Genomic DNA, 22,969 nt, shown 5'->3' with positions numbered 1-22,969 from the left:
GGGTCGGGCTCACCGCGTCGCCGCGGCGGGCACCTGCGATGCGCCGCCGGCGACCGCGGGCAGGATGGTCACGTCGTCACCATCGGCGATGCTGGTCGACAGGCCACCGGAGAACCGGACATCCTCGTCGTTGACATAGATGTTGACGAACCGATGCAGTTTGCCGTCGTCGCCGATCAGACGCTCGCGGATTCCCGCGTGTGCGGACTCGAGGCTGTCGATCACCTCGGCCAGACTGTCGCCACTGGCCTCGACGCGCTTCTCCCCTCCCGTGTGGGTACGCAGGATGGTCGGGATGGACACCACAACGGACATGTGAACCAGTACTCCTCTTCGTCGGTGAAAGATTCTTCGGTGAAAAATTCTCTTCGTCGGTGAAAGATCGTGTCGGCAAGCATCTTTTGGGAAATTCGTGTCGGGGAGAAAAATTGGTCGCGCACGACCCGTCGCCCCGGACGCGATCAGTGCTCGACCACGCTGATCTGTTCCTCGGTGACCACGCCGTCGACGATGGCGAAACTGCGGATCTCCTCGATCTCGGGGTCACGGGTGGAGATGAGCACGTAGTGGGCGTTCGGCTCGCCGGCCAACGCGATGTCGGTGCGGCTCGGATAGGCCTCGGTGCCGGTGTGGGAGTGGTAGATCACCACCGGCTCCTCGTCTCGTCGGTCCATCTCGCGCCAGACCGCCAGCTGCTCACCGGAGTCGAAACGGTAGAACGTCGGCGATCGTTCGGCGTTGGTCATGGCGATGAACCGTTGCGGGGTGTCGGATCCCTCGGGCCCGGCGATCACCCCGCACGCCTCATCCGGGTGATCACCGCGCGCATGGTCGACCATTTGCTCGATCAGCTCACGCGAGATCGACAACACCTGGCCCACACCCCTTCTCGGATCATCACGTTCCGGGTCGGCGCGACACATCGCCGCAGCCTGGTCACAACAGTGCTGAGGGCAACGTCTGCGCGTATGCCGGTATTCCGGCGACCGGTGTCGCGGCGAGCACGCCACGCACCACAGCCCGTTCCACCGCGACGGCCGCGGCCGCGCACGCCACTGCGACCAGCGCGAGGTCCGGGTTCATCCCGGTCGGTGCCGGATACTCCGAGACCACCTCGCCGGTGGCGACCGCGAAGAACGCGTCACCGTCGACCGGAGTGTGCACCGGTCGCACCGCACGCGCCAGACCGTCGTGGGCGGCCATCGCCACGCGACGGGTGTCGGCCACGTCGAGCCGCGCATCGGTGGCGACCACGCCGATCGTCGTATTCAGCGCACTACGTCGCGCGATGAGGTCGGCAAGCTGCACCCGTTCGGATTCCTCGGGTTCACGCAGTCGGTAGTAGGCCAGACTCTCGGCGTCGGCACCCCACGGCAGACCGGTCTCGGGTCGGATGACCGCACCGAACGAATTCACCACCACGGCCGCACCCACAGTGATCGACGCCCCACCGGGCGTCTGCGCCCGCACGCTCGCGCTGCCGAAACCGCCTTTGAGCGCTCCGGCGCGGGCCGCGGCGCCTCCACCGACCGAACCGAGCAGGAAGTCCTCGGACGCATCCGCGGCGGCGCGGCGACCGAATTCGGCGTCGGGTCTGCGCGACCAGTCGCCGACGGGCAGATCGAAGATCACCGCGGCGGGCACGATCGGCACCACATGGCCCGCGGTGTCCATCGGCAACCCGACGCCCACCCGTTCGAGGTGGGACATCACACCGTCGGCGGCGGCCAGACCAAACGCGCTGCCTCCGGTCAGCACGAATGCGTCGGCGTGACGCACCGAGTTCACCGGGTCGAGCAGGTCGGTCTCGCGGGTGCCCGGGGTGTCGGGGGTGGCCTCGCGCGCTGCCTCGTCGATGCGGTGATGATGGCCGACGGTCACACCCGCGACATCACTGATCAGATCGCGCGGGCCGGTGGGCAGAGTCCCAGCAGGCAGGGTCATCGTTCCAGGATCATCGTGGGCGGCAGGATCATCGTGGACGTCCTCCTACTTTCCCATCAGGGCGACCACCAGCAGTTCCTGGACCACCGTGAGCCAGTGGTAGACGTCCAGATGGGCGGCATTGGGATGGTCGGGCGGAAATTCCTCGGGTGTGTTCTCGTCGATACCCAGCATCGCGCCCAGCGCCAGGCGTACGTCGTTGATCGCCGTCAGCCAGGCCTGCGCCTGCTGCTCGGACAGGGTCACCGGTCCACCACCGGGCGGAAGGGTGTCGAGCACCGTCTGTCCGGCGCCGACCTTGGCAGCGATGATGCCCGGCTCGTACATGCTGCGCAGGGCGCCGTTGAGGTCGGCGCTGATGTCGTCGCCCATCATCGTCGCGTCCTGGTCGGGTCGGTGGAAGTCCGGCAGGAGTCGACCGAGGGTGGCGTCGGCCGGCGGCGACGAGTGGCCGGTGACGATGCCGGTGATGTCGGCGAGCTCGTCGCGCGGCGCGGAGTCGGAGCGCTCGTTCATCAACTCGATCATCGACCGCACCAGCGAGTCGATGAGTTCGGACTCGTGGGTGTCGAGTGTCGTGACGATTCGGACGGAATCGCCGCGGCCCTTGCGTTTCCAGGCGCGCACCGGTTCAGCAGTCTCGCTGCATCGTCGCCCACAGGCCGGCCTCGTGGAGTTTGCGCACGTCGGTCTCGACCTTGCCACGGTCGCCCGAGGAGACCACCGCCTTGCCTTCGGTGTGCACCTGCATCATGAGTTTCGCCGCCTTGGCCTCCGAATAACCGAAGAGCTTCTGGAACACATAGGTCACGTAGCGCATGAGGTTCACCGGGTCGTCCCAGACGATGGTCAGCCAGGGACGATCGAGATCGGGGTCGGATTCGGCCGCGGTGGGCTCGGCCACCGCCGTCCCACCGCCGGGTGCTTCCTCGGCGCCCGCGCGCGCTGTCACCGCACACCCACCGCGAGGCGCGGTGACTCCAGACATACCGGTGACTCCAGAGAAACGACGCCGCCGATCGGGACCGTCGCAAAGTTCTCCGCGCGATCGACAGGGTTCTCCGCGCGATCGACAGCACCCGCCGCGGCGTCGACAGACGCGTCAGCGGCGGTACATGCGGTCATCTCTTCGCGCATGGCCCTAGGGTAGGCGATTGTGCGAAACGACAACACTGTCACCTCTGCGAGCACCGCTCTGCTCACCGACCAGTACGAGCTGACCATGATCTCGGCGGCGCTGCGAGACAAGACCGCCGAGCGGCAGTGCTGCTTCGAGGTGTTCGCCCGTCGCCTGCCCGAGGGGCGTCGTTACGGCGTGGTGGCCGGCACCCAGCGCGCCATCGACGCGATCGCCGACTTCCGGTTCGGCCCGGCAGAACTCGACGTCGTCTCGGGGATCCTCGATCCCGACACGCTGGCGTGGCTCGCCGACTACCGGTTCACCGGTTCGATCGACGGCTACCGGGAGGGTGAGCTGTACTTCCCAGGGTCGCCGATCCTCACCGTGCGCGGCACATTCGCCGAGGCCGTGGTGCTCGAGACACTCATCCTGTCGGTGCTCAACCACGACAGCGCGATCGCCGGTGCGGCTGCGCGGATGGTCAGCGCGGCCGGCGGACGTCCCATCATCGAGATGGGCAGCAGACGCACCCATGAGTTCGCCGCCGTCGCCGCCTCGCGGGCGGCATATCTGGCCGGGCTCTCCTCGACGTCGAATCTCGAGGCCGCCCGCGAATACGGCATACCCACGGCCGGAACCTCCGCACACGCCTTCACCCTGCTGCACACCACCGCCGACGGCCCCGACGAGAAGGCCGCGTTCGCCGCGCAGATCGACGCACTGGGCGTGAGCACCACCTTGCTGGTGGACACCTACGACATCACCCAGGGTGTGCGCAATGCGATCGAGGTCGCCGGACCGGGCCTGGGCGGGGTGCGCATCGACTCCGGCGAGCTGGGAGTGCTGGCGCGTCAGGTACGCCATCAGCTCGACGACCTCGGCGCACACGGCACCAAGATCGTGGTCTCCGGCGACCTCGACGAATATGCGATCGCGGCGTTGCGCGCCGAACCGGTCGACACCTACGGCGTGGGGACCTCACTGGTCACCGGCAGCGGTGCGCCCACCTCGGGGATGGTCTACAAGCTGGTGGAGGTCGACGGCATCCCGGTGACCAAACGGGCCGCGCACAAGGAGACGCCCGGCGGCGCCAAGGCGGCGGTGCGCACACGTCGCAGCACGGGCACCATCGTCGAGGAGATCATCTATCCGGCCGACAGCGCGGCGCCCGACACCAACGGCCTGTCGGCCACCCCGCTTCAGATACCGTTGATGCGAGACGGCGAACCCGTCGCCGACATCCCGTCGCTGGCCGACGCCCGTGAGCACTTGGCACAGGCACTGGTGAGCCTGCCCTGGGAGGGCCTCGGGCTGTCGCACGGCGAACCGGCGATTCCCACCCGTTACGTCATGAGTCAGGGGAACACGCGATGACCGAACAGTCCCGGACACCCGACCAGACATCCTCAGCGCGAGCTCTGGTGATCGTCGACGTGCAGAACGATTTCTGCGAGGGCGGCTCACTGGCGGTGTCCGGTGGCGCGGCGACCGCGCGACGAATCAGCGAGAAGCTCGCCGGCACAACCGACTACGACGTGATCGTGGCGACCCGCGATCATCACATCGATCCGGGTGCCCACTTTTCCGACACCCCCGATTACGTGACCAGCTGGCCGGTGCACTGCGTGGCGGGAACCCCCGGCGCGGCGTTCCACCCCGACCTCGACACCAGCCGCGTGGTCGCCGTGTTCTCCAAAGGTCAGTACTCCGACGGATATTCGGGTTTCGAAGGCGTCGACGACACCGGCGTGCTGCTCGGCGACTTCCTGCGTGAGCGCGGAGTCGGGGAGGTCGATGTGATCGGCATCGCGACCGATCACTGCGTCAAACAGACTGCACTCTCCGGGGCGGGTCAGGGATTCGCCGTGCGGGTACTGCTCGACGACACCGCCGCGGTCGACCCCTCGTCGATCGAGGGCACCGTCGCCGATCTGCGCGCCGCCGGTGTCGACGTCGTCGGTGCGCTCGCGACGAGCTGACCGACCTGCCACCGCCCACCGATCATCTTGCCTCCCTACCCCTTTCGCGAACGGTACGCTCATCTCTGATTCCACTGATCTCTTCGACCCGGCCGAGAGCGCCGGCGTTGGCGCCACCTCGCAACAGCGCTCGACGGTGACGAGCCGAGCCGAGTCCCCCGCATCCGACTCCACTGCATCTGACTCCACTGCATCCGACGGGGACATCCCCGAAGTGCCCGCACTGCTCGACACCGCCGTCGGCGCACTCGGCGGCGCCCGCCGCGACGGCCAGCGACGGATGGCCGCGGCCGTGGCTCACGCCATCGACACCGGCGAACACCTCGCGGTGCAGGCCGGGACGGGTACGGGTAAATCGTTGGGGTATCTGGTTCCCGCACTGCGCCATTCGGTGCGCTCGGGCAACACCGTGGTGGTCTCCACGGCGACGATCGCACTCCAGCGTCAGCTGGTCGACCGGGATCTGCCCCGGCTGGCCCAGGCACTCGCCGGACCACTGCACCGCGCGCCCGAATTCGCGATCCTCAAAGGCAGGTCGAACTACCTGTGCCTGAACCGGATCCACTCCGGTGCGACCGAGGAACCGGCCGACGAACTGTTCGATCCGTTCGCCATCTCCCGGATGGGTCGCGAGATCACGCGCCTGCGTGAGTTCGCGAGCGAGACCGACACCGGCGACCGCGACGACCTCGACCCCGGCGTCTCCGACGCCGCGTGGCGTCAGGTGAGCGTGACCGCACGGGAGTGCATCGGCGCGTCGGCCTGCCCCTACGGTGCCGACTGTTTCGCCGAGGCCGCACGCAAACGCGCAGGCGGCGCCGACGTGGTGGTCACCAATCACGCCATGCTCGCCATCGACGCCCTCACCGGAGTGAACGTCCTGCCCGACCACGATGTGGTGATCGTCGACGAGGCACACGAACTCGTCGACCGGATCACCGCGGTGGCCACCGATGAGCTCTCGCCGACGTCGGTCGGCCTGCTGGCCCGGCGCGTGGGCACCATCGTCGACCAGGAGCTCGCCGACGACGTCGCGGGCGCCGGTGAGATGCTCGGCGAGCTTCTGGAGGCGTCCCCGGTCGGCCGTTGGGTGAACCCGCCCGACGGCGGCGAGGTGACGTTGGCGGCGATCCGCGATCGGCTCTGGCGCGCGCACACCGCGATCGGCCCGGTGCGCGGCAAGGACCTCGACCAGCAGGCCGCGGCGGCACGTACCGCCACGCTGACCGCGGTGGAGGAAGCCCACGACAGCGTGGTGCGCATCCTCAACTCCTTCGCCGAGCCCGACGAGGCGCGCCGTCGCGACGTGGTGTGGATCGCCGAGGAACGCACCCGCACCGGCGACACGCGCCGGGCGCTGCACGTGGCCCCACTGTCGGTGGGCGGCATCCTGCGGTCGTCGTTGTTCGGCGAAGCGACTGTGATCCTCACCTCGGCGACGCTGACCATCGGCGGCTCTTTCGACGCCCTCGCGGTCACCTGGGGGCTGCCCGCGGGGGGTTCGGGCGAAGCCCCGAGTTCCTCGGCGACGGCCGAGGCCGTGGACGGCCCCTCGGTCCCCGATGCACGGGAGGTCACCGCGACCGGACGAGCGGTGCCGTCGGACGCCGATGGGTCATCTCACTCGGCCGGTCTGCGCTGGAACGGCCTCGACGTCGGTTCCCCGTTCGACCATCGCAAGTCGGCGATCCTCTACATCGCCAAACATCTCCCGCCGCCGGGTCGGGCGCAGCTGCCCCCACCGGTGATCGACGAGCTCGTCGAGCTCATCACCGCAGCCGGTGGCCGCACGCTGGGACTCTTCTCGTCGATGCGCGCCGCCCGTGAGGCCACCGAGGCCGTACGCGAGCGCGTGGAGTTCCCCGTGCTGTGTCAGGGCGAGGGCATGACCTCGGCGCTGGTCCGTGACTTCGCGGCCGACGAGCCGACGTGCCTGTTCGGCACCTTGTCGCTGTGGCAGGGCGTCGACGTCCCCGGCCCGTCGCTGAGTCTGGTCGTCATCGATCGCATACCCTTCCCACGGCCCGACGACCCTCTGCTGACCGCACGTCAGCGAGCGGTCGAGTCGCGCGGCGGGAACGGCTTCCTGTCGGTGGCCGCGTCCCACGCCGGGCTGCTGCTGGCCCAGGGTGCGGGCAGATTGTTGCGGTCGACCTCCGACCGCGGGATGGTCGCCGTACTCGATCCGCGCCTGGCCACCGCACGCTACGGGGGCTTCCTCCGATCGTCGCTACCCCCGTTCTGGCCGACCACCGACGGCGAGGTCGCGAGGGCCTCGCTGAAGCGACTGCGCCCGGGATGACCGTCACCGCACCCCGGCGATGATGTGCAGCCAAATCAGCGCCCATCCCCTACGGTTGAGAAGCGCATCAGCGAGCGGACGGGCTGCGATCATCGCACCCGCCATCGAGGCGGAGGAGAGGGTTCACACGTGATCGGGCGGATCGGCATCGACGATGTGGCACCGGTCATATCCGAAGGACAGTTTCCCTCCAAAGCCGTTGTCGGAGAGCTCGTTCCGATCAGCGCGACGGTGTGGCGCGAAGGACATGACGCGCTGGGCGCGAGTGTCCACGTCGAGGGGCCGCGTCGCAGCCGGCGGTTGACCATCCGGATGACCCCCGCAGCGCAACCCGATGCGTTCAATGCCGCCTTCGTCCCCGACGTCGAGGGTTTCTGGAGCTTCCGGATCGACGGGTGGAGCGACCCCTATGTCACGTGGTCGTCGGCGGTCACCAAGAAGATCGAAGCCGGTCAGGGCCCTGAGGATCTTGCCAACGACCTCGAGTCGGGTGCCCGGCTGCTGACGCGCGCACTCGACGACCTGCCCGAGGAGGATCGCGGGCCGGTGGCCGAGGCGATCGTCGCGCTGCGCGCCGACACCTCGTTACATCAGCGGGTCACCCCCGCACTGTCGCCGACTGTCTCCGACGTGATGTACCGCCACCCGCTGCGCGAACTGCTCACCAAGGGAAAGACGCACCGGATCTGGATCGACCGGCGCCGTGCCCTGTTCGGCTCCTGGTACGAGATGTTTCCCCGCTCGACCGGCGGCTGGGACAACGACGGGACACCCGTCCACGGCACCTTCCTCACCGCGGCGGCCGAACTGCCGCGCATCGCGGACATGGGTTTCGACGTGGTCTATCTCCCGCCGATCCACCCGATCGGACGGGTCAACCGCAAGGGACCCAACAACAGCCTGGTCGCCGGGCGTGACGACGTGGGCTCACCGTGGGCGATCGGCGCCGACGAGGGCGGACACGACGCGATCCATCCGCGACTCGGATCCACCGACGACTTCGTGTACTTCCTCGACCGTGCGCGCGAACTGGGCATGGAGATCGCGCTGGATCTGGCGCTGCAGTGCGCGCCGGATCATCCGTGGGCCACCGACCATCCCGAGTGGTTCACCGTGCTGCCCGACGGCACGATCGCCTACGCGGAGAACCCGCCCAAGAAGTACCAGGACATCTACCCGCTGAACTTCGACAACGACCGCAACGGGATCTACCACGCCGTGCTGAAGGTCGCGCTGCACTGGGTGAATCTGGGCGTCAAGATCTTTCGGGTCGACAATCCGCACACCAAGCCGCCGGACTTCTGGTCGTGGCTGATCTCCGAGATCAAAAAGCGTGATCCCGACGTGCTGTTCCTCGCCGAGGCGTTCACCAGGCCTGCCCGCCTGTACGGACTGGCCAAGCTCGGGTTCACGCAGTCCTACACGTACTTCACCTGGCGCACTGCGAAGTGGGAGATCGAAGAGTTCGGCAAGGAGATCGCCGCACACGCCGACGAGGCCCGACCCAACCTGTTCGTCAACACCCCCGACATCCTCCACGAGAGCCTGCAACACGGCGGTCCGGGGATGTTCGCGCTGCGCGCAGCGCTGGCGGCCACCCTCTCGCCCACCTGGGGGGTCTACAGCGGATACGAACTCTTCGAACACCTCGCCGTAGCCGAGGGCAGCGAGGAGTATCTGAACTCCGAGAAGTATCAGCTGCGTCCGCGCGACTTCAAGGCGGCGTCCTCACGCGGTGAGTCCCTCGAACCGTGGATCACCTCACTCAACGCGATCCGTCGGCGCCACCCCGCGTTGCAGCAGCTGCGCCACATCCACTTCCACCACCTCGACAACGACGCACTGCTGGCCTACTCGAAATTCGACCCGGTGACCGGGGATCGTGTCGTGGTGGTGATCAACATCAATCCGTTCGGCGCCGAGGAATCGACGCTGTGGCTCGACATGCCCGATCTCGGATTCGAGTGGTACGACCACTTCGACTGTGTCGACGAGGTGAGCGGTGAGCACTTCGTCTGGGGACAGTCGAACTTCATCCGGCTCGAGCCGTGGAAGGCGGTGTGCCACATCGTGTCGATCCGGCCGATGGACACCACGACGGCCACGCGTCTGGCCTATCGGCTGCCGCCGCCGGCGGACTGAGACCTCATCAGACCGGGCGACCGGGCACAATCACCGTGGACGGGCACGATCACCGTGGACGGGCGCCAGACGCCAGGACGACGGGCCACGCCGACGAGGCCGCACAGTCCCATGCCGGGTACAGCGATCGTGCCGGCACCGACAGGGGCGGTGCCAGACTGTTTTCGACGCAACAACGCGAGGCAGGGTGATCTTCAACAATGACCAACACGACTCCTCCAGCAGGGTCAGGCAACTCCGCACACGAGACTGCCGAGGTGACCGGAGAGGACCTGTGGCGGTTGCTCGGCGGGACGCACCACAACCCGCACGCACTCCTCGGCGCGCATGAGGCCGGCGATCACACGAACATCCGTACGCTGCGGCCCGGCGCGGTGTCGGTGTCGGTGGTCATCGGCGGCGTCGACTACCCGATGGACCGCCAGCGTGGCGACTTGTTCGTGGTGTCGGTCCCGATCACGTCACTGGTCGACTACCGCTACCGCGTGGTCTATCCCGATTCGTCGGGCACCACCACGCATGAGTTCATCGTCGCCGACGGCTACCGGTTCCTGCCCACACTCGGCGATCTGGATGTCTTCCTCATCGGCGAGGGTCGACACGAGCGGCTGTGGGAGGTGCTCGGCGCCAACCGTCGCCACTACGAGACACCCGACGGACCGGTCGACGGGACCTCCTTCGCGGTGTGGGCGCCCAACGCCGAGGGCGTCACCGTGATCGGCGACTTCGACGGCTGGCAGGGTCGCACCGCGCCGATGCGCTCACTCGGGTCCAGCGGCGTGTGGGAGGTGTTCGTACCCGACATCGGTCCCGGCACGATCTACAAATTCCGCGTGCACACCCCGTCGGGATCGGTGCGCGACAAGGCCGATCCGATGGCCCGGCGCGCCGAGATCCCGCCTGCGACGGCATCGGTCGTCGACGAAACCCACTTCACCTGGTCCGACGACGACTGGGTGACCGAGCGGATGCGCCGGCATCCCACCGAGAGCCCGGTGAGCGTGTACGAGGTCCACCTCGGCTCATGGCGCCAGGGCCTGACCTACCGCGAGATCGCCGAACAGCTCGGCGACTACCTGGTGCAGACCGGGTTCACCCATGTCGAGTTCCTGCCCGTCGCCGAGCACCCCTTCGGCGGCTCATGGGGCTACCAGGTGACGTCGTATTACGCACCGACGTCGCGCTTCGGCACCCCCGACGACTTCCGCTATCTGGTCGACCACCTGCACTCGCTGGGCATCGGCGTGATCGTCGACTGGGTGCCCGCACACTTCCCCAAGGACGAGTGGGCGCTCGCACGGTTCGACGGCACCCCGCTCTACGAACACAGCGATCCGCGCCGCGGTGAGCAATTGGACTGGGGAACCTACGTGTTCGACTTCGGTCGACGCGAGGTGCGCAACTTCCTGGTCGCCAACGCGCTGTACTGGTTCGACCAATTCCACATCGACGGGCTGCGCGTGGACGCCGTGGCGTCGATGCTCTACCTCGACTACTCACGCCCCGACGGCCAGTGGACCCCCAACGTCTACGGCGGTCGCGAGAACCTCGAGGCGGTGCAGTTCCTGCAGGAGATGAACGCGACCGTCCACAAACACCACCCCGGCGTGATGACCGTGGCCGAGGAGTCCACGTCGTGGCCCGGCGTCACCCGCGACACCAACCTCGGCGGCCTGGGGTTCACGCTCAAATGGAATATGGGCTGGATGCACGACACGCTGGGCTACCTCACCCGCGACCAGATCTATCGCAGCTTCCATCACCACGAGATCACCTTCTCGATGATGTACGCCTGGAGCGAGAACTTCCTGCTACCCATCAGCCACGACGAGGTCGTCCACGGCAAAGGCACGCTGTGGAGCCGTATGCCCGGCGACTCCCGCACCAAAGCGGCCGGTGTGCGTGTCTTCCTCGCCTACATGTGGTCGCACCCGGGCAAACAGCTGCTGTTCATGGGACAGGAGTTCGCCCAGACCAACGAATGGTCGGAGACACGCAGCCTGGACTGGTACCAGCTCGAGGGCTGGGAGAGCGAACTGCATCTCGGCGTCCGCCGGCTGGTCACCGACCTCAACACCGTCTATACCCAGTCGCCGGCACTGTTCACCCTCGACACCACGCCCGAGGGTTACGCGTGGATCGACGCCAACGACACCGCGAGCAACGTACTGAGCTTTCTGCGCTACGGCTCCGACGGCTCGGTGATGGCATGTCTGTTCAACTTCTCCGGAGTCACCCGCGCCGACCACCGCATCGGACTCCCGCGCAGGGGTCGCTGGCGTGAGGTCATCAACACCGACGCTCCCGCATACGCGGGCAACGGCGAGGGCAACCTCGGCGCGGTGGTGGCCGACGGCAGATCGTGGAACGGCCTGCCCACCTCGGCCACGGTGACCATTCCGGCCAACGGCGCGGTGTGGCTGGTGCCCGCCGACGACGAGTAGCCGACCGCGGCCGACGCTCGTCGACTCGGGATCAGAGCCCCGGGATCAGAGTCCGTCGCTCCCGCGTCACAGGGTTGCTCAGAACAGGGCTGGTCAGAACAGTGCTGGTCAGAACAGGGCTGGTCAGAACAGGGCTGAAGCCAGCTTACGGCGGGCGGTCATCACGAACGGCTCTGCGGGATCGAACAACTCGAACAGCGAGAGCAGTCGGGTGCGCACCGCGGTGCGTTCGTCGCCGGAGGTGTTCTTGACGAGGGCGATCAGACGGTCGAATGCCTCCTCGGGGCGCTGATCGAGAAGGAGCACGTCGGCGGCGGCGAGCTGCCCGTCCACATCGTCGGCAGCCGCGTCGGTGACGACCGCCGGATCGTGTGCGCCGGCCCGGATCAGGAAGGCGACGTTGCGCGCCGCTGAGGCCGCCTCCTCATTCGCCGGATCGGCTTCCACCACGGCCTCGTAGGCGGCCAGTGCTCCCTCAAGATCGCCCTCGTCGAGTTTGGCCTCGGCCTCGACGAGCCGCGGATCGGTCGGCTCCTCCACCGGCTCGCCCACCGACACCCCTGGAAGTGCATCGCCGAGTTTGTCCAGGATGCCCCCGACCCAGGCGGCGATCTGGTCGGCAGGCTGGGGACCCTGGAACGCCGAGACCGGCTGGCCCTTCGCGATGGCGACGACCGTGGGAACCGACTGCACGCCGAAGGCCTGCTGGATGCGCGGATTGGCCTCCACGTCGACCTCGGCCAGCACCCAGCGTCCGTTCGCCTGCTCCGCGAGTTGTTCGAGTACCGGCGTCAGTTCGGCCGACTGCTCGCTCCACGACGCGGTCAGCTCGACCACCACCAGTACCTGCTCGGACAGACTGAGCACATTCGCGTCGAACGTCGTCTCGTCGACTGCGAACGAGCTGGGAATCGTCGGTGCCGCAGCAGATCCCGCCGGTCGGGCAGACGTGCCCGCATCGGCGCCCGGCGTCGACTGGGTTCGCTGCGCATCGGCGCGCTGCTTGAGTGCTGACAGGTCGACCGCACCGGACATGGCGGCGGCCGCCCGCATTGCTGCTGCCTGCTTGGGAGACTGTGGCCTACTCACACAACAAGTGTGTCACGACGTCCACAGATCACGACACCGTGACGTCACCTGGTCGAGTACCGCCGTCTGGTCGCACACCGCCGCCTGGGCCCGCACCGCCGCCCGGTCGCACCCCACCGTCTGGTCGGCGTCGGTGGTCCCGCGGAGTCGGCGTCGCTCCGATCACGCCCGCACCGAGCACGGCCACCGCTGCCGCCGCGGCAGCCAGCCACAGCGCGACACCCAGTGTGGTGTGCCGGGCCACGAATCCGATACTGGCCGGGCCGGCGAGCATCCCCAGATATCCGGCACCGACGACGATCGAGATGTAACGGCCGCTCGACGCGGCCGACAGATTTCCGGCTGCCGAGAACAGCTGCGGGACACCGGCGGCAACACCGAGTCCGAACAACGCCCAGCCGATCACCGACAACCACGGCGTGGGCGCGCAGATCACCACCGACATGCCGACGACGGCGATCAGCGCGCCTGCGCGCACCACCCACGCGGCACCGCGCCGGGCAACAAGCGCATCCGCGCGCAAGCGTCCGACGAGCATGGTCAGGGAGAACACCGCGAACGCCACCGCTCCGACGACGTCGGTGACTCCGTAGCGCTCGACCATGTGCAGTCCGCTCCAGTCATACGCCGAACCCTCCGCCAACATCAGGGAGAAGGCCAGCACCGCCATCACCGACACTCGCAGGGCGATCGGGACCCGACCCGCAACCCCAGCCCGGCCGTCGGTGTTCGTCGGGGAGGAATCGGTATCGGCAGGGTCGGCGGTTGTGCGATCTGCGGTTCTGGCATCAGGGATCGCATCGACCACGTCACCGGGCCGATCGGGGATCAGCGCACCGGCCACCACCCACACCGCGACGACCGAGATCGCCGCGACGGCGCATGCCGTCATCCACGGCTGAGCGCCGGCGAACAGTGCCGCCGCGACGACTGCCGATCCGACCAATCCGCCCAACGAGAAGTAGGCGTGGAACGACGACATGATCGGCCGGCGGTAGAGCCGTTCGATCACCACCGCCTGGGAGTTCATCGAGACGTCGAGGGCGCCGTTGAAGAAGCCGAATGCGATCAGCGCGATCAGCAGCGACCGCGGGCTGGTGACCAGCGTCGGGCCGACGATCGCCAGGGCCAGCGCACACACCGCGAACACACACAGCCCGCGTGTACCGAGCCGGTCGGCGAGCGGTCCGAAGATCTGCATCGACACGAAGGCCGAGAGCCCCGCTGCCAGCAACAGACCGCCCAGCGCAGCGTGGTCGACGCCGGTGCGCGCACTGATCACCGGGATCTGGGCGACCCACATCGCCGCGAGCGCACCGTTGAGTCCGAACACCAGTGACCCGGCGATGCGTGCGCGACGCAGTGCCCCGCTACCCGCCATCGCCGCCACCCTCCATCGCCGCCGAGCCGAGCACACCGCTCATCGCAGCTGCTGCTCGATCCGTTCCACCTTCTCGGTGAGCTGGCCGGTCATCCCGGGCCGGATGTCGGCCTTCAGGACCAACGAGGCACGTGGAGCGTGCGCCAGGACCGCATCGGTGGCCGCCTTCACCACCGGCATCACCTCATCCCACTCACCCTCGAGATAGGTGAACATCGACGTGGTCTGACACGGCAGGCCCGAGGCGCGCACCACACGCACCGCCTCGGCCACCGCGGCACTCATCCCGCCGTCGGACTCCACCGAATCGCCACCGGACGGGGCAACACTGAACGCAACGATCATGCCTCCACGCTGCGCGAAGTCGCACGGCGGCGCAACCCGCAGAGCGAACCATCTGCCTCACCCGGCAGCCCGGCGCCGCGCGGCTCCCGCACATGCGGGGAACGTGGCACGTCGGGCGGTCAGGAGGCCAGCGCCACCGGCTTGTCGGCGGATTCGTCGGACAATTCGGCCAGATGTCCGCTGCGGCGAGCCCACCACTCGAAGACGAGAGTGCCGAAGGGCGGGATGCTCGAGATCAGGGCGAGCAGGGTCACCTTGGGACTCCACTTCAGCGCGAAGTGGGTGACCAGCGTGGTCAGCACGAAGATGACGAACACGATGCCGTGGACCATGCCCGGCACCTGCACGGCCTCGGTATGTCCGAGGACCCACTTGAAGAACATGGCGATCAACAGCGCAAGCCAGGTGATCGCTTCGAGGACGGCGACGAATCGGAACCGTTTGGCGGGAGTGGACAGATCGAAAAAACTCTTCACGCCACCATTGTGCCGAATGCCGGGTATCTCTACGACCCCCCGTAGTAGGAAAGGCCGTTCGAGACACCCGGCATCGGTCGACGAACCCCGTCGACCAGGCATCGACAACAGGCGCCGACAACGCGCGCCGACAGGCGGCGTCGGTGCAGCCGAGATCAGGCCTTGGGCACGCTCACGATCAGCGCGTCGCCCTGACCGCCGGCACCGCAGAGCGCGGCCACACCGACTCCACCGCCGCGTCGCTTGAGCTCGAGTGCCAGGTGCAACGTGATGCGCGCACCCGACATCCCGATCGGATGACCGACCGCGATCGCGCCGCCGTTGACGTTGACGATCTCGGGGTCGATGCCCAGCTTCTTGGTCGAGGCCAGTCCCACAGCTGCGAAAGCCTCGTTGATCTCGACCAGGTCCAGATCGGTCGGGGCGATGCCGGCGCGCTCACACGCCTTGATGATCGCGTTCGCAGGCTGCTCCTGCAGCGAGGAGTCGGGGCCGGCGACCACACCATGTGGTCCGATCTCGGCGAGCCACGACAGACCGAGCTCGGTTGCCTTCTCCTTGCTCATCACCACCACAGCCGCGGCGCCGTCGGAGATCTGCGAGGAGTTGCCGGCGGTGATGGTGCCTGTCTTGGAGAACGCCGGACGCAGGCGCGAAAGGCTGTCGACGGTGGTGTCGGCGCGGATGCCCTCGTCCTCGGCGAACACGATCGGATCGCCCTTACGCTGCGGGATCGAGACGGGGATCACCTCGTCGGCGAACACGTCGTTCTTCCAGGCTGTCGCGGCGAGCTGGTGGGACCGGGCGGCGAACTCGTCCTGCTCCTCGCGGCTGAACTTCTCGATCTCGGCGTTGTGCTCCTCGGTCAGCGCACCCATCGGCTGGTCGGTGAACGCGTCGAACAGGCCGTCGTAGGCCATGTGATCGAGCATCTCGGCAGTGCCGTACTTGAAGCCCTCGCGGCTGCCCTTGAGGATGTGCGGCGCCTGCGTCATCGATTCCTGACCGCCCGCGACGACGCAGTCGAACTCACCGGCTCGGATCAGCTGATCGGCCAGCGCGATCGCGTCGATACCCGACAGGCACATCTTGTTGATGGTGAGTGCCGGGACCGACCACGGGATGCCGGCCTTGACTGCGGTCTGCTTGGCAGGCATCTGACCGGCGCCGGCGCCGAGGACCTGACCCATGATCACGTAGTCGACCGCCGATGCGGGCACATCGCCCTTCTCGAGGGCGCCCTCGATGGCGAGCGCACCGAGATCGACACCCGAGAAACCCTTGAGCGACCCGAGCAGTCGCCCCACTGGGGTGCGAGCACCGGACACGATCACCGACGAGGTGGGAACCGAGGACATCTGTAAACCTCCTAGGCGGCCGCTGCGAGGTGTCGCGGCCGATACAACAGTGCGGAAAATCGGCATACCACCCGACACCGCTGGTCACATCAACGCTACCGTTGAAGTGTGACGGACCTGACGGGCAACCCCGACAATCGTCTCGACATTCCCTCGGAGGCCGAGACCCAGACCACACCAGGCGCCGGTGCGGTCCGCGCCGCACCGTCGGCGACCGCCGCGATCGCGGATCTGGTGACCGCGATCGACCATGTCGGCATCGCGGTGGCCGACATGGATGCGGCTGCGCGGTGGTACGCGAACAATTTCGGTTTCGTGACCCTGCACGAAGAGATCAACGCCGAACAGGGTGTGCGAGAAGCGATGATCGGCCCCGCGGCACTGGCATCGCCGGCGGGCGCGGACGCCGACAGGTCGGGTTCGCACGAGTCGCACCATTCGAATCCGCACGGCGCGAGCGTGATTCAGCTTCTCGCACCGCTTTCGCCCGAGTCGACAATCGCGAAATTCCTCGATCGCAACGGGCCGGGACTGCAACAGCTGGCGCTGCGGGTCACCGACGTCGACGAGGTCACACGACGCCTCACCGAGGCCGGGATCCGCACGTTGTATCCGGCGCCGAGACGCGGAACCGCTGATTCCCGAATCAATTTCGTACATCCCAAGGATGCCGGCGGGGTCCTGCTGGAGCTGGTCGAACCGGCCTGACATCGTTTCGTGTCCGAACCGGCGTGACACGTTTCTGTTTCGTCATCGGAGCAGCACAGAATCACCGCGTAGAGTCGTTCCCATGTCGGATGCCACGTCCTCGCAGCCCTTCGCCGTCGTGATGCGCGGGTACGACCGCGAGCAGGTGAACAACTACTTCAAGCGCACGGATGCGGATCTGCGCGTGCTCGCCGCCGACCGAGATGCCGCCGCTGCCAACGCTCGTGAGCTCGCCTCCCACCTGGTGGAGGCGCGCGAGGAGATCGAGTCGCTGCGCCGCGAGGTCGACCGTCTGGCCGTGCCGCCGACCACTGCTCAGGGAATGAGTGAGCGGATATCCCGGATGCTTCAACTGGCCTCCGACGAGACCTCGGAGATGCGCGCGCAGGCCGAGGCCGAGAGCGCCGAACTGTTGTCCCTGGCCCGCCAGGATGCGGCGGCCGCCCGCGAGGAAGCCGACCAGGACGCCGCCGACACCCGGGCCGCGGCGAATGCCGACGCCGAACGCATCCGCTCCGAGGCCGCCGAATACGACCGCGAGACCCGCGAACGCGTCGACACGATGGTCCGCGACACCGAGAAGCGCCGCACGGCGATGGAAGCCGAGCACGTGTCGACCATGGACGCGGCCAAGGCCGAATGCGAACGGATCATCGCCGCCGCTCATGCCGAGGCCGAGGAACTGGCGCTGCGGGCAGATCAGTCGCGCGAGCGCGCACAGAACGACTTCGAGGTCTCGATGGCCGCGCGTCGGGAGAAACTCGTGAGCGAGATGGAGCACCTCGAGGCGACCACCCGCGAAGAGGCCCGGCAGCACCTCGAGGTCACCCATGCGAACGCCGATCGCTTGCGCCAGCACGCGCAGTCGGTGGCCACCGAGCGGGTGATCCGCGCCAAGGAGTCCGTCGAACAGGTGCGACTGCTGCGGATGCGGATGCTCAGTGCGATCTCCGAGATCAGAGAAGAGCTGGCAGAGGTGCCCGACCTGCTCTCCGACACCGAAGCCGACGCGAAACTCCTCGAGGTCGACCCACTCGACCTCCTCAACGAAGGCCTCTCGGAGGATTCCCGCATCCCGACCGCCCGAGACAGCGCCGCGTCGTCGGCGAAACCGTCGGCCAACGGATCCCCCGTCACCGGCAGCCCCGTCGCCGGTCGACCCGACACGACCGACACGGACTCGGGTGCGACAACGTCGGGATCGGCGAATCCGAACTCGGCCGATGGCGCCGGGGTCGACAAGCCCGGGGTGAACGGAAAGACCGTCAACGGTTCACATACCAACGGTGCGCACCCCAACGGTTCGGCTCGCTCCGCAGTCAATGGGACGGCGGCCCACAACGGCGCCAACGTCCAGTCCTCGTCGGATGCCGGCGGCGACGATTCCAAGGCGTCCCCGAACGGGCAAGGTCCGTCGGGCCCGGTCTCCACGCGCAACCGGCGCCAGTCCCCCACACCGTCGGGTCGGCGCTGACCCCTCACCCGTCACCGCAAGATCAGCGATACCCGGTACGGGTGCGGCGGCCGCGCCAGCAGCCGGTGTGCCAGTGACGTCGATCATCGACGCCGCCGAAATCGTCGACCGGCCACGCGACGACATGGGCCACGCCCACGGCGATCGTGTTGCTGCACCCGGGGCACATGTACACCTTCTTCGCCCGTGATCCTGGAATCGTCACGACGTGGTAGTCGACGTCGTCGCCGCGCGGTCCGCGCTCCACTCGGCCCAGGCCGCCGTCGCCGGTCTCGCGACGTCGGTCGGGTTCACGCCGATTGTGTCTGGGCATCGAGAGGTCAGGATACCGACGGTCAGAACAACCGGAACTCGGTGCTCTCGGTTCCCCGGAGCTTGTCGTAGTCGAGCGTGACGCATCGGATACCGCGGTCCTCGGCGAGTGTGCGCGCCTGCGGTTTGATCTGTTGTGCAGCGAACACCCCATGTACGGGACGCAGCAGCGGGTCGCGGTTGAGCAGTTCAAGATATCGGGTCAGCTGTTCGACGCCGTCGATCTCACCGCGACGCTTGATCTCCACGGCGACGGATTCACCGGACTGGTTGCGGCACAACAGGTCGACCGGGCCGATCGCCGTCATGTACTCCCGCCGAACCAAGCTGTAACCCTCACCCAGCGTGGTCACATGCTCGGCGAGCAGTTCCTGCAGATGCGCCTCGACACCGTCTTTCACCAACCCCGGATCGACACCGAGTTCGTGCGCGGAGTCGTGCTCGATCTCCCCGACGGTGATGCGCAGCTGCTCACCGGCCTTGTTGGTCACCACCCACACCGCCGTCGCCCATTCGGGGGAGGTGTCGTCGATGGCCTCTTCGCTCATCCAGCACGGCGGACTCATCCAGTTCAGCGGCTTGTAGGCACGGTCGTCGGCGTGGACGCTGACCGACCCGTCCCCCTTGACCAGCACCAGCCGACGGGCGCGGGGAAGATGGGCGGTGAGCCGCCCCACGTAATCGACCTGACACTCGGCAATGACCAAACGCACGTCGCCCACCCTAGGACACCGAGTCGACCACCGACGGTAGGGCCGTGCCCACCTGCCGCGGTGTCGTGTGCGGAATGTGCATTCCGCAGTGCCGTACCCCTCTCCAGCGCCTAATCGGGTCGGGCCCGGATCTGTCAGTGGCCGGGTCAGTCAGCGCGGCCGGGTCAGTCCACCATCCACACGTCGATCACGACCTGCTCGGGGTCGCGACGGCCCGAACCCACGAACAACCGGTCGTTGAGGAAACCCCAGCGCGGGGCATCAGTCGTGAACTGCGGGCAGCACCGGAAGTAGATGCTCTCGGCGGGTACGCGGCGTCCGGATGCCAACGCCTCGATGTCTTCCGGCGCGCCCGAGCGCACCGCCGTGTTGGTGACGAACACCAGCTCACCCGTAGGGGTCTGCAACGCATACCGTGCGTCGAGATCAGTGGTTGCCGGCGAACGCTGGGTCTGGAAGTCTGCACCGTAGGGAAGGATCGTCGCCGTGAATTCCGGTCCGCGCACCGACCCACCGGTGATCGGAACGATACGGCGGGTCGCCTGCTCCGGCGGCGTGACCGCGAGCGCGGTCCCGACGTCGATCCGGAAGCCCGCCAGATAGGTCAGTCCGGGCGGGCGTGGCCCGTCCGGCATCAGAGCGTCCTCGGCGGGTCGTTGCGGGGTGAGTCGGCTCGCCGTCACAGTCCCGCGAACTCGTCGTCGACGAGAAGGATCGTCGCCCCACCGCTGGCGAAGGTCGCCACATCGGCTCCGGCAGCGGCCATCTCGGGCGAGCCCAGCGCCTCGGTCCGCTTCTGCGCCGTGTCGAAAACGAGTCGCGCCAGGTAGTAGTACGGAGCCGGCGCCCCGGAGGCATCCGCGCAGCGGCCGTAGGTGTACTCCTTCAGTCCGGGCAGTTTGGACGCGAGCGGGACATGCGTGCTGACGTAGTGCGCGTCGAACTCCTCGCGATTCGTCGGCTCCCCGTACAGCACCACAACACTTTTCATCTCTGATGTACCTCCCCGTATGACGTCGTCGGCATCGCACCCGCGATGCACATCCTCGATGATGCTCGACGCACGCTCGATCCGGCGCGGAATGGACGACTGGATACCGCGGGACGGTGCTATCCCCGCGTTCGGGTCGGCGTCAGCGCACCAATCAGCGATAACGTATGTCCGATGAGCGACTCCCCGGCCATCGGCCGCACCCACGTCGTCGACACCGAGTCGGGACCAGTGCGTGGCCGCACCGATGCAGTGGTCAACTCATGGCGGTCGATTCCCTACGCCCAACCGCCGCTGGGCTCGCTGCGCTGGCGCGCTCCACGTCCTCATGAGCCGTGGACACAGGTGCGTGACGCAGTCGAGTTCGGCGCTGTGTGCCCGCAACCCGACAATCCAGCGGTCGATCTCGGTCCGGCCAACATCCGCGACGAGGACTGTCTGACACTGTCGGTCTGGACCTCGGCCACCACCACCCCCGATGACCGGCTGCCGGTGATGGTGTGGATCCACGGCGGCGCCTATCTCATGGGCAGCGGGTCACAGCCGCTCTATGACGCCTCACATCTTGTCGCCGACGGCGCGATGGTGGTGGTCACCGTGAACTACCGCCTCGGCCCGTTCGGATTTCTGGACGTGTCCCAGCTCTCGACGAACGCTCGACCCGTCGACAGCAACCTCGGGCTCCGCGACGTGATCCGTGCACTGGAATGGGTTCGCGACAATGTGGGTGAATTCGGCGGCGATTCCGGTGCAGTGACACTTGCCGGCGAATCGGCCGGTGGCGGCATCGTCACGACGCTGCTCGCCACGCCCACTGCACGAGGGCTGTTCCATCGGGCGATCGCCCAGAGTTCCCCCGCCGGCTCGGTCTACGGCATCGACCACGCTCGACGTGCCGTGAACGCCTGGGTCGGACTCCTCGGGGTCACCGAGGACCCGACTGCGGCGCTCGACGCCGACACCGACTCGATCGTGGCCGCCGGCAACGAGATCTTCGCCGCTCTACCCAAGACCGAACCCGGGGTGATCCCGTTCGCACCGACAATCGACGGCGACCTGGTGCCCGAAAATCCGCTGAGTGCGATCCGCGCGGGCAGAGGATATGCGGTGCCACTGCTGATCGGGACCAACCGAGACGAGGCGGCTGCTTTCAAGTTCATGAGGTCGCCGCTCATCCCGATCACCGACAATGAGCTCCTCGAGATGATGACCACCGTGGCCGAGGAACAGCCCGACCTGGTGATCCCGAGTCGTGTCGATGTGGAGAGTGCCTACAGCGTGCACCGTCGGCGCGACCGGGGTGTGATGGTCGCCGGCGACCTCGGCTTCCGGATGCCGACATTGTGGCTGGTGGATGGACACTGGCGCCACGCCCCGGTGTATCTGTACCGCTTCGACTGGGCGACCCCGTTGATGAAGGCCGTCCACGTGGGAGCGACGCATGCGACAGAACTCCCCTACACGTGGGGGAATCTCGACGTGCGAGGGATGAAGCTGGCCACCGCGATCGGCGGGCGCAAGCCGGGCGAACAACTGTCTGAGCGACTTCGCAGACGATGGGAGGCCTTCGTGACAGGTGCCGAACCGAACACCGCCGACGACGTCGACTGGCCTGCCTACACCGCCGACGAGCCGGCAACACTGCTGATAGATCGGGAAGATGCGGTGCGCTACGACGTTGACGACCGTATCCGCGCGATCTGGGGCGACGACGTCATCTCGTTCTGACTCGACCAGATGGCAGCCCGTGACTATGCCGTATCGGACGAGAACCTGTCCCGCATATGAGGACGACGTGCAGAACAGGAAATGCATGGCGGGAAATGAGCAAGGAACCACAAAGCCTGTGAATGCAGTAATGCCCCGCACGAAAGTGCGGGGCATTACTNCACACCTATTAGAGTGCAGTACCATCGGCGCTGGCAGGCTTAGCTTCCGGGTTCGGGATGGGACCGGGCGTTTCCCCACCGCTATAACCGCCGTAACTCTATAAAACAACCACACAGTCAAAACAGTGTTGTTTGTTTGTTCTGAAACCGTGTGTTGTTTCAGAAGTGTCATAGTGGATGCGAAACAACCAAAACATGAGAGTGTTGGTTGTGTTGTGGTAAGTCCTCGGCCGATTAGTACCAGTCACCTCCACCCATTACTGGGCTTCCAATTCTGGCCTATCAACCCCATGGTCTGTAGG

Annotated in this window: 23 protein-coding genes, 1 rRNA gene and 1 other annotated feature; of the genes, 8 read left to right on the top strand and 16 right to left on the bottom strand. The window is 67.2% G+C overall.

The window, feature by feature from the left end:
• Window positions 1–9: 9 nt before the first annotated feature.
• The 6 genes from IEW22_RS17355 to IEW22_RS17330 all read right to left on the bottom strand — a co-directional run bounded on the left by IEW22_RS17355 (window position 10) and on the right by IEW22_RS17330 (window position 3,081).
• Window positions 10–315: a MoaD/ThiS family protein gene (locus IEW22_RS17355; protein WP_188588249.1), complete on the bottom strand. Its 306-nt coding sequence runs from the start codon at window positions 313–315 to the stop codon at window positions 10–12.
• 146 nt (window positions 316–461) lie between these two features.
• On the bottom strand, window positions 462–872 hold the full coding sequence (locus IEW22_RS17350; protein WP_308421417.1) for a M67 family metallopeptidase: 411 nt from the start codon (window positions 870–872) through the stop codon (window positions 462–464).
• 64 nt (window positions 873–936) lie between these two features.
• Window positions 937–1,944, bottom strand: a complete 1,008-nt coding sequence (locus IEW22_RS17345) for a P1 family peptidase (protein WP_188588244.1) — start codon at window positions 1,942–1,944, stop codon at window positions 937–939.
• 45 nt (window positions 1,945–1,989) lie between these two features.
• Window positions 1,990–2,571, bottom strand: a complete 582-nt coding sequence (aosR, locus tag IEW22_RS17340) for an oxidative stress transcriptional regulator AosR (RefSeq protein WP_188588242.1) — start codon at window positions 2,569–2,571, stop codon at window positions 1,990–1,992.
• Window positions 2,572–2,575: 4 nt separating this feature from the next.
• Window positions 2,576–2,932: an ATP-dependent Clp protease adapter ClpS gene (gene clpS / locus IEW22_RS17335; RefSeq protein WP_188588240.1), complete on the bottom strand. Its 357-nt coding sequence runs from the start codon at window positions 2,930–2,932 to the stop codon at window positions 2,576–2,578.
• Window positions 2,893–3,081, bottom strand: coding sequence for a hypothetical protein (locus IEW22_RS17330; protein ID WP_188588239.1), 189 nt, complete (start codon window positions 3,079–3,081; stop codon window positions 2,893–2,895). The genes clpS and IEW22_RS17330 overlap by 40 nt, the downstream gene beginning before the upstream one ends.
• 19 nt (window positions 3,082–3,100) lie before the next feature.
• Here IEW22_RS17330 and IEW22_RS17325 point away from each other — a divergent pair, with 19 nt between their 5' ends.
• From IEW22_RS17325 to glgB, 5 genes are all read left to right on the top strand, one after another.
• A complete protein-coding gene (locus IEW22_RS17325; RefSeq protein WP_188588237.1) occupies window positions 3,101–4,438 on the top strand; it encodes a nicotinate phosphoribosyltransferase in 1,338 nt (445 codons plus the stop codon).
• Window positions 4,435–5,043 carry an isochorismatase family protein gene (locus tag IEW22_RS17320; RefSeq protein ID WP_188588235.1) on the top strand — a complete coding sequence of 203 codons (609 nt, stop codon included), beginning with the start codon at window positions 4,435–4,437 and terminating at the stop codon, window positions 5,041–5,043. The genes IEW22_RS17325 and IEW22_RS17320 overlap by 4 nt, the downstream gene beginning before the upstream one ends.
• 205 nt (window positions 5,044–5,248) lie before the next feature.
• Window positions 5,249–7,345: an ATP-dependent DNA helicase gene (locus tag IEW22_RS17315; protein ID WP_373284236.1), complete on the top strand. Its 2,097-nt coding sequence runs from the start codon at window positions 5,249–5,251 to the stop codon at window positions 7,343–7,345.
• A 129-nt stretch (window positions 7,346–7,474) separates the two neighbouring features.
• A complete protein-coding gene (locus tag IEW22_RS17310; protein ID WP_188588232.1) occupies window positions 7,475–9,487 on the top strand; it encodes a maltotransferase domain-containing protein in 2,013 nt (670 codons plus the stop codon).
• A gap of 200 nt (window positions 9,488–9,687) precedes the next feature.
• Window positions 9,688–11,931, top strand: a complete 2,244-nt coding sequence (gene glgB, locus IEW22_RS17305; protein WP_188588230.1) for a 1,4-alpha-glucan branching protein GlgB — start codon at window positions 9,688–9,690, stop codon at window positions 11,929–11,931.
• A gap of 123 nt (window positions 11,932–12,054) precedes the next feature.
• On the opposite strand, the gene IEW22_RS17300 is transcribed toward glgB, so the two are convergent.
• The 5 genes from IEW22_RS17300 to IEW22_RS17280 all read right to left on the bottom strand — a co-directional run bounded on the left by IEW22_RS17300 (window position 12,055) and on the right by IEW22_RS17280 (window position 16,580).
• Window positions 12,055–12,966 carry a tetratricopeptide repeat protein gene (locus IEW22_RS17300; protein WP_188588280.1) on the bottom strand — a complete coding sequence of 304 codons (912 nt, stop codon included), beginning with the start codon at window positions 12,964–12,966 and terminating at the stop codon, window positions 12,055–12,057.
• Window positions 12,967–13,048: 82 nt separating this feature from the next.
• Window positions 13,049–14,401, bottom strand: a complete 1,353-nt coding sequence (locus tag IEW22_RS17295; protein WP_188588222.1) for an MFS transporter — start codon at window positions 14,399–14,401, stop codon at window positions 13,049–13,051.
• A 39-nt stretch (window positions 14,402–14,440) separates the two neighbouring features.
• Window positions 14,441–14,746, bottom strand: coding sequence for a thiamine-binding protein (locus IEW22_RS17290; RefSeq protein ID WP_188588220.1), 306 nt, complete (start codon window positions 14,744–14,746; stop codon window positions 14,441–14,443).
• A 119-nt stretch (window positions 14,747–14,865) separates the two neighbouring features.
• The gene (locus IEW22_RS17285) at window positions 14,866–15,222 is read right to left on the bottom strand and encodes a DUF3817 domain-containing protein (protein WP_229742857.1); all 357 of its coding nucleotides are present in this window, start codon (window positions 15,220–15,222) and stop codon (window positions 14,866–14,868) included.
• Window positions 15,223–15,377: 155 nt separating this feature from the next.
• A complete protein-coding gene (locus IEW22_RS17280) occupies window positions 15,378–16,580 on the bottom strand; it encodes an acetyl-CoA C-acetyltransferase (protein WP_188588217.1) in 1,203 nt (400 codons plus the stop codon).
• A 222-nt stretch (window positions 16,581–16,802) separates the two neighbouring features.
• Between IEW22_RS17280 and mce the strand changes: the two genes are divergently transcribed.
• Complete coding sequence (gene mce / locus IEW22_RS17275; RefSeq protein WP_373284235.1) at window positions 16,803–17,288, top strand: methylmalonyl-CoA epimerase; 486 nt, start codon at window positions 16,803–16,805, stop codon at window positions 17,286–17,288.
• Between the two features lie 82 nt (window positions 17,289–17,370).
• Entirely contained in the window at window positions 17,371–18,762 is a 1,392-nt protein-coding gene (locus IEW22_RS17270; RefSeq protein WP_188588215.1) for a coiled-coil domain-containing protein, read from the top strand.
• A 22-nt stretch (window positions 18,763–18,784) separates the two neighbouring features.
• Here IEW22_RS17270 and IEW22_RS17265 read toward each other — a convergent pair whose 3' ends face one another.
• From IEW22_RS17265 to IEW22_RS17250, 4 genes are all read right to left on the bottom strand, one after another.
• A complete protein-coding gene (locus tag IEW22_RS17265) occupies window positions 18,785–19,075 on the bottom strand; it encodes an ATP/GTP-binding protein (RefSeq protein WP_188588212.1) in 291 nt (96 codons plus the stop codon).
• A 22-nt stretch (window positions 19,076–19,097) separates the two neighbouring features.
• Complete coding sequence (gene nucS, locus IEW22_RS17260; RefSeq protein WP_188588210.1) at window positions 19,098–19,787, bottom strand: endonuclease NucS; 690 nt, start codon at window positions 19,785–19,787, stop codon at window positions 19,098–19,100.
• A gap of 164 nt (window positions 19,788–19,951) precedes the next feature.
• On the bottom strand, window positions 19,952–20,422 hold the full coding sequence (locus IEW22_RS17255) for a DUF3237 domain-containing protein (RefSeq protein WP_188588208.1): 471 nt from the start codon (window positions 20,420–20,422) through the stop codon (window positions 19,952–19,954).
• Between the two features lie 44 nt (window positions 20,423–20,466).
• Window positions 20,467–20,778 carry an EthD family reductase gene (locus tag IEW22_RS17250; protein ID WP_188588206.1) on the bottom strand — a complete coding sequence of 104 codons (312 nt, stop codon included), beginning with the start codon at window positions 20,776–20,778 and terminating at the stop codon, window positions 20,467–20,469.
• 174 nt (window positions 20,779–20,952) lie between these two features.
• On the opposite strand from IEW22_RS17250, the gene IEW22_RS17245 reads away from it, so the two are divergent.
• Window positions 20,953–22,506 (top strand): carboxylesterase/lipase family protein, encoded by a 1,554-nt coding sequence (locus tag IEW22_RS17245; protein ID WP_188588204.1) that lies wholly within the window; start codon window positions 20,953–20,955, stop codon window positions 22,504–22,506.
• Window positions 22,507–22,677: 171 nt separating this feature from the next.
• Window positions 22,678–22,762, bottom strand: a sequence feature (5S ribosomal RNA rRNA prediction is too short).
• Between the two features lie 119 nt (window positions 22,763–22,881).
• Here IEW22_RS17245 and IEW22_RS17240 read toward each other — a convergent pair.
• Window positions 22,882–22,969, bottom strand: a 23S ribosomal RNA gene (locus IEW22_RS17240); the annotation flags it as partial.

The sequence above is a fragment of the Gordonia jinhuaensis genome, assembly GCF_014639795.1.
Classification (GTDB): Bacteria; Actinomycetota; Actinomycetes; order Mycobacteriales; family Mycobacteriaceae; genus Gordonia_B; species Gordonia_B jinhuaensis.
This window is presented reverse-complemented; position numbering and strand designations above follow the sequence as displayed.

Excerpts from the sequence above, each read along its gene's own strand:
- IEW22_RS17355 (WP_188588249.1), bottom strand. The coding sequence starts at position 315 with ATGTCCGTTGTGGTGTCCATCCCGACCATCCTGCGTACCCACACGGGA.
- IEW22_RS17345 (WP_188588244.1), bottom strand. The coding sequence starts at position 1,944 with ATGACCCTGCCTGCTGGGACTCTGCCCACCGGCCCGCGCGATCTGATC.
- clpS (WP_188588240.1), bottom strand. The coding sequence starts at position 2,932 with ATGTCTGGAGTCACCGCGCCTCGCGGTGGGTGTGCGGTGACAGCGCGC.
- IEW22_RS17330 (WP_188588239.1), bottom strand. The coding sequence starts at position 3,081 with ATGCGCGAAGAGATGACCGCATGTACCGCCGCTGACGCGTCTGTCGAC.
- IEW22_RS17320 (WP_188588235.1), top strand. The coding sequence starts at position 4,435 with ATGACCGAACAGTCCCGGACACCCGACCAGACATCCTCAGCGCGAGCT.
- glgB (WP_188588230.1), top strand. The coding sequence starts at position 9,688 with ATGACCAACACGACTCCTCCAGCAGGGTCAGGCAACTCCGCACACGAG.
- IEW22_RS17300 (WP_188588280.1), bottom strand. The coding sequence starts at position 12,966 with ATGTCCGGTGCGGTCGACCTGTCAGCACTCAAGCAGCGCGCCGATGCG.
- IEW22_RS17295 (WP_188588222.1), bottom strand. The coding sequence starts at position 14,401 with ATGGCGGGTAGCGGGGCACTGCGTCGCGCACGCATCGCCGGGTCACTG.
- IEW22_RS17290 (WP_188588220.1), bottom strand. The coding sequence starts at position 14,746 with ATGATCGTTGCGTTCAGTGTTGCCCCGTCCGGTGGCGATTCGGTGGAG.
- IEW22_RS17280 (WP_188588217.1), bottom strand. The coding sequence starts at position 16,580 with ATGTCCTCGGTTCCCACCTCGTCGGTGATCGTGTCCGGTGCTCGCACC.
- IEW22_RS17270 (WP_188588215.1), top strand. The coding sequence starts at position 17,371 with ATGTCGGATGCCACGTCCTCGCAGCCCTTCGCCGTCGTGATGCGCGGG.
- IEW22_RS17265 (WP_188588212.1), bottom strand. The coding sequence starts at position 19,075 with ATGCCCAGACACAATCGGCGTGAACCCGACCGACGTCGCGAGACCGGC.
- IEW22_RS17255 (WP_188588208.1), bottom strand. The coding sequence starts at position 20,422 with ATGCCGGACGGGCCACGCCCGCCCGGACTGACCTATCTGGCGGGCTTC.
- IEW22_RS17250 (WP_188588206.1), bottom strand. The coding sequence starts at position 20,778 with ATGAAAAGTGTTGTGGTGCTGTACGGGGAGCCGACGAATCGCGAGGAG.
- IEW22_RS17245 (WP_188588204.1), top strand. The coding sequence starts at position 20,953 with ATGAGCGACTCCCCGGCCATCGGCCGCACCCACGTCGTCGACACCGAG.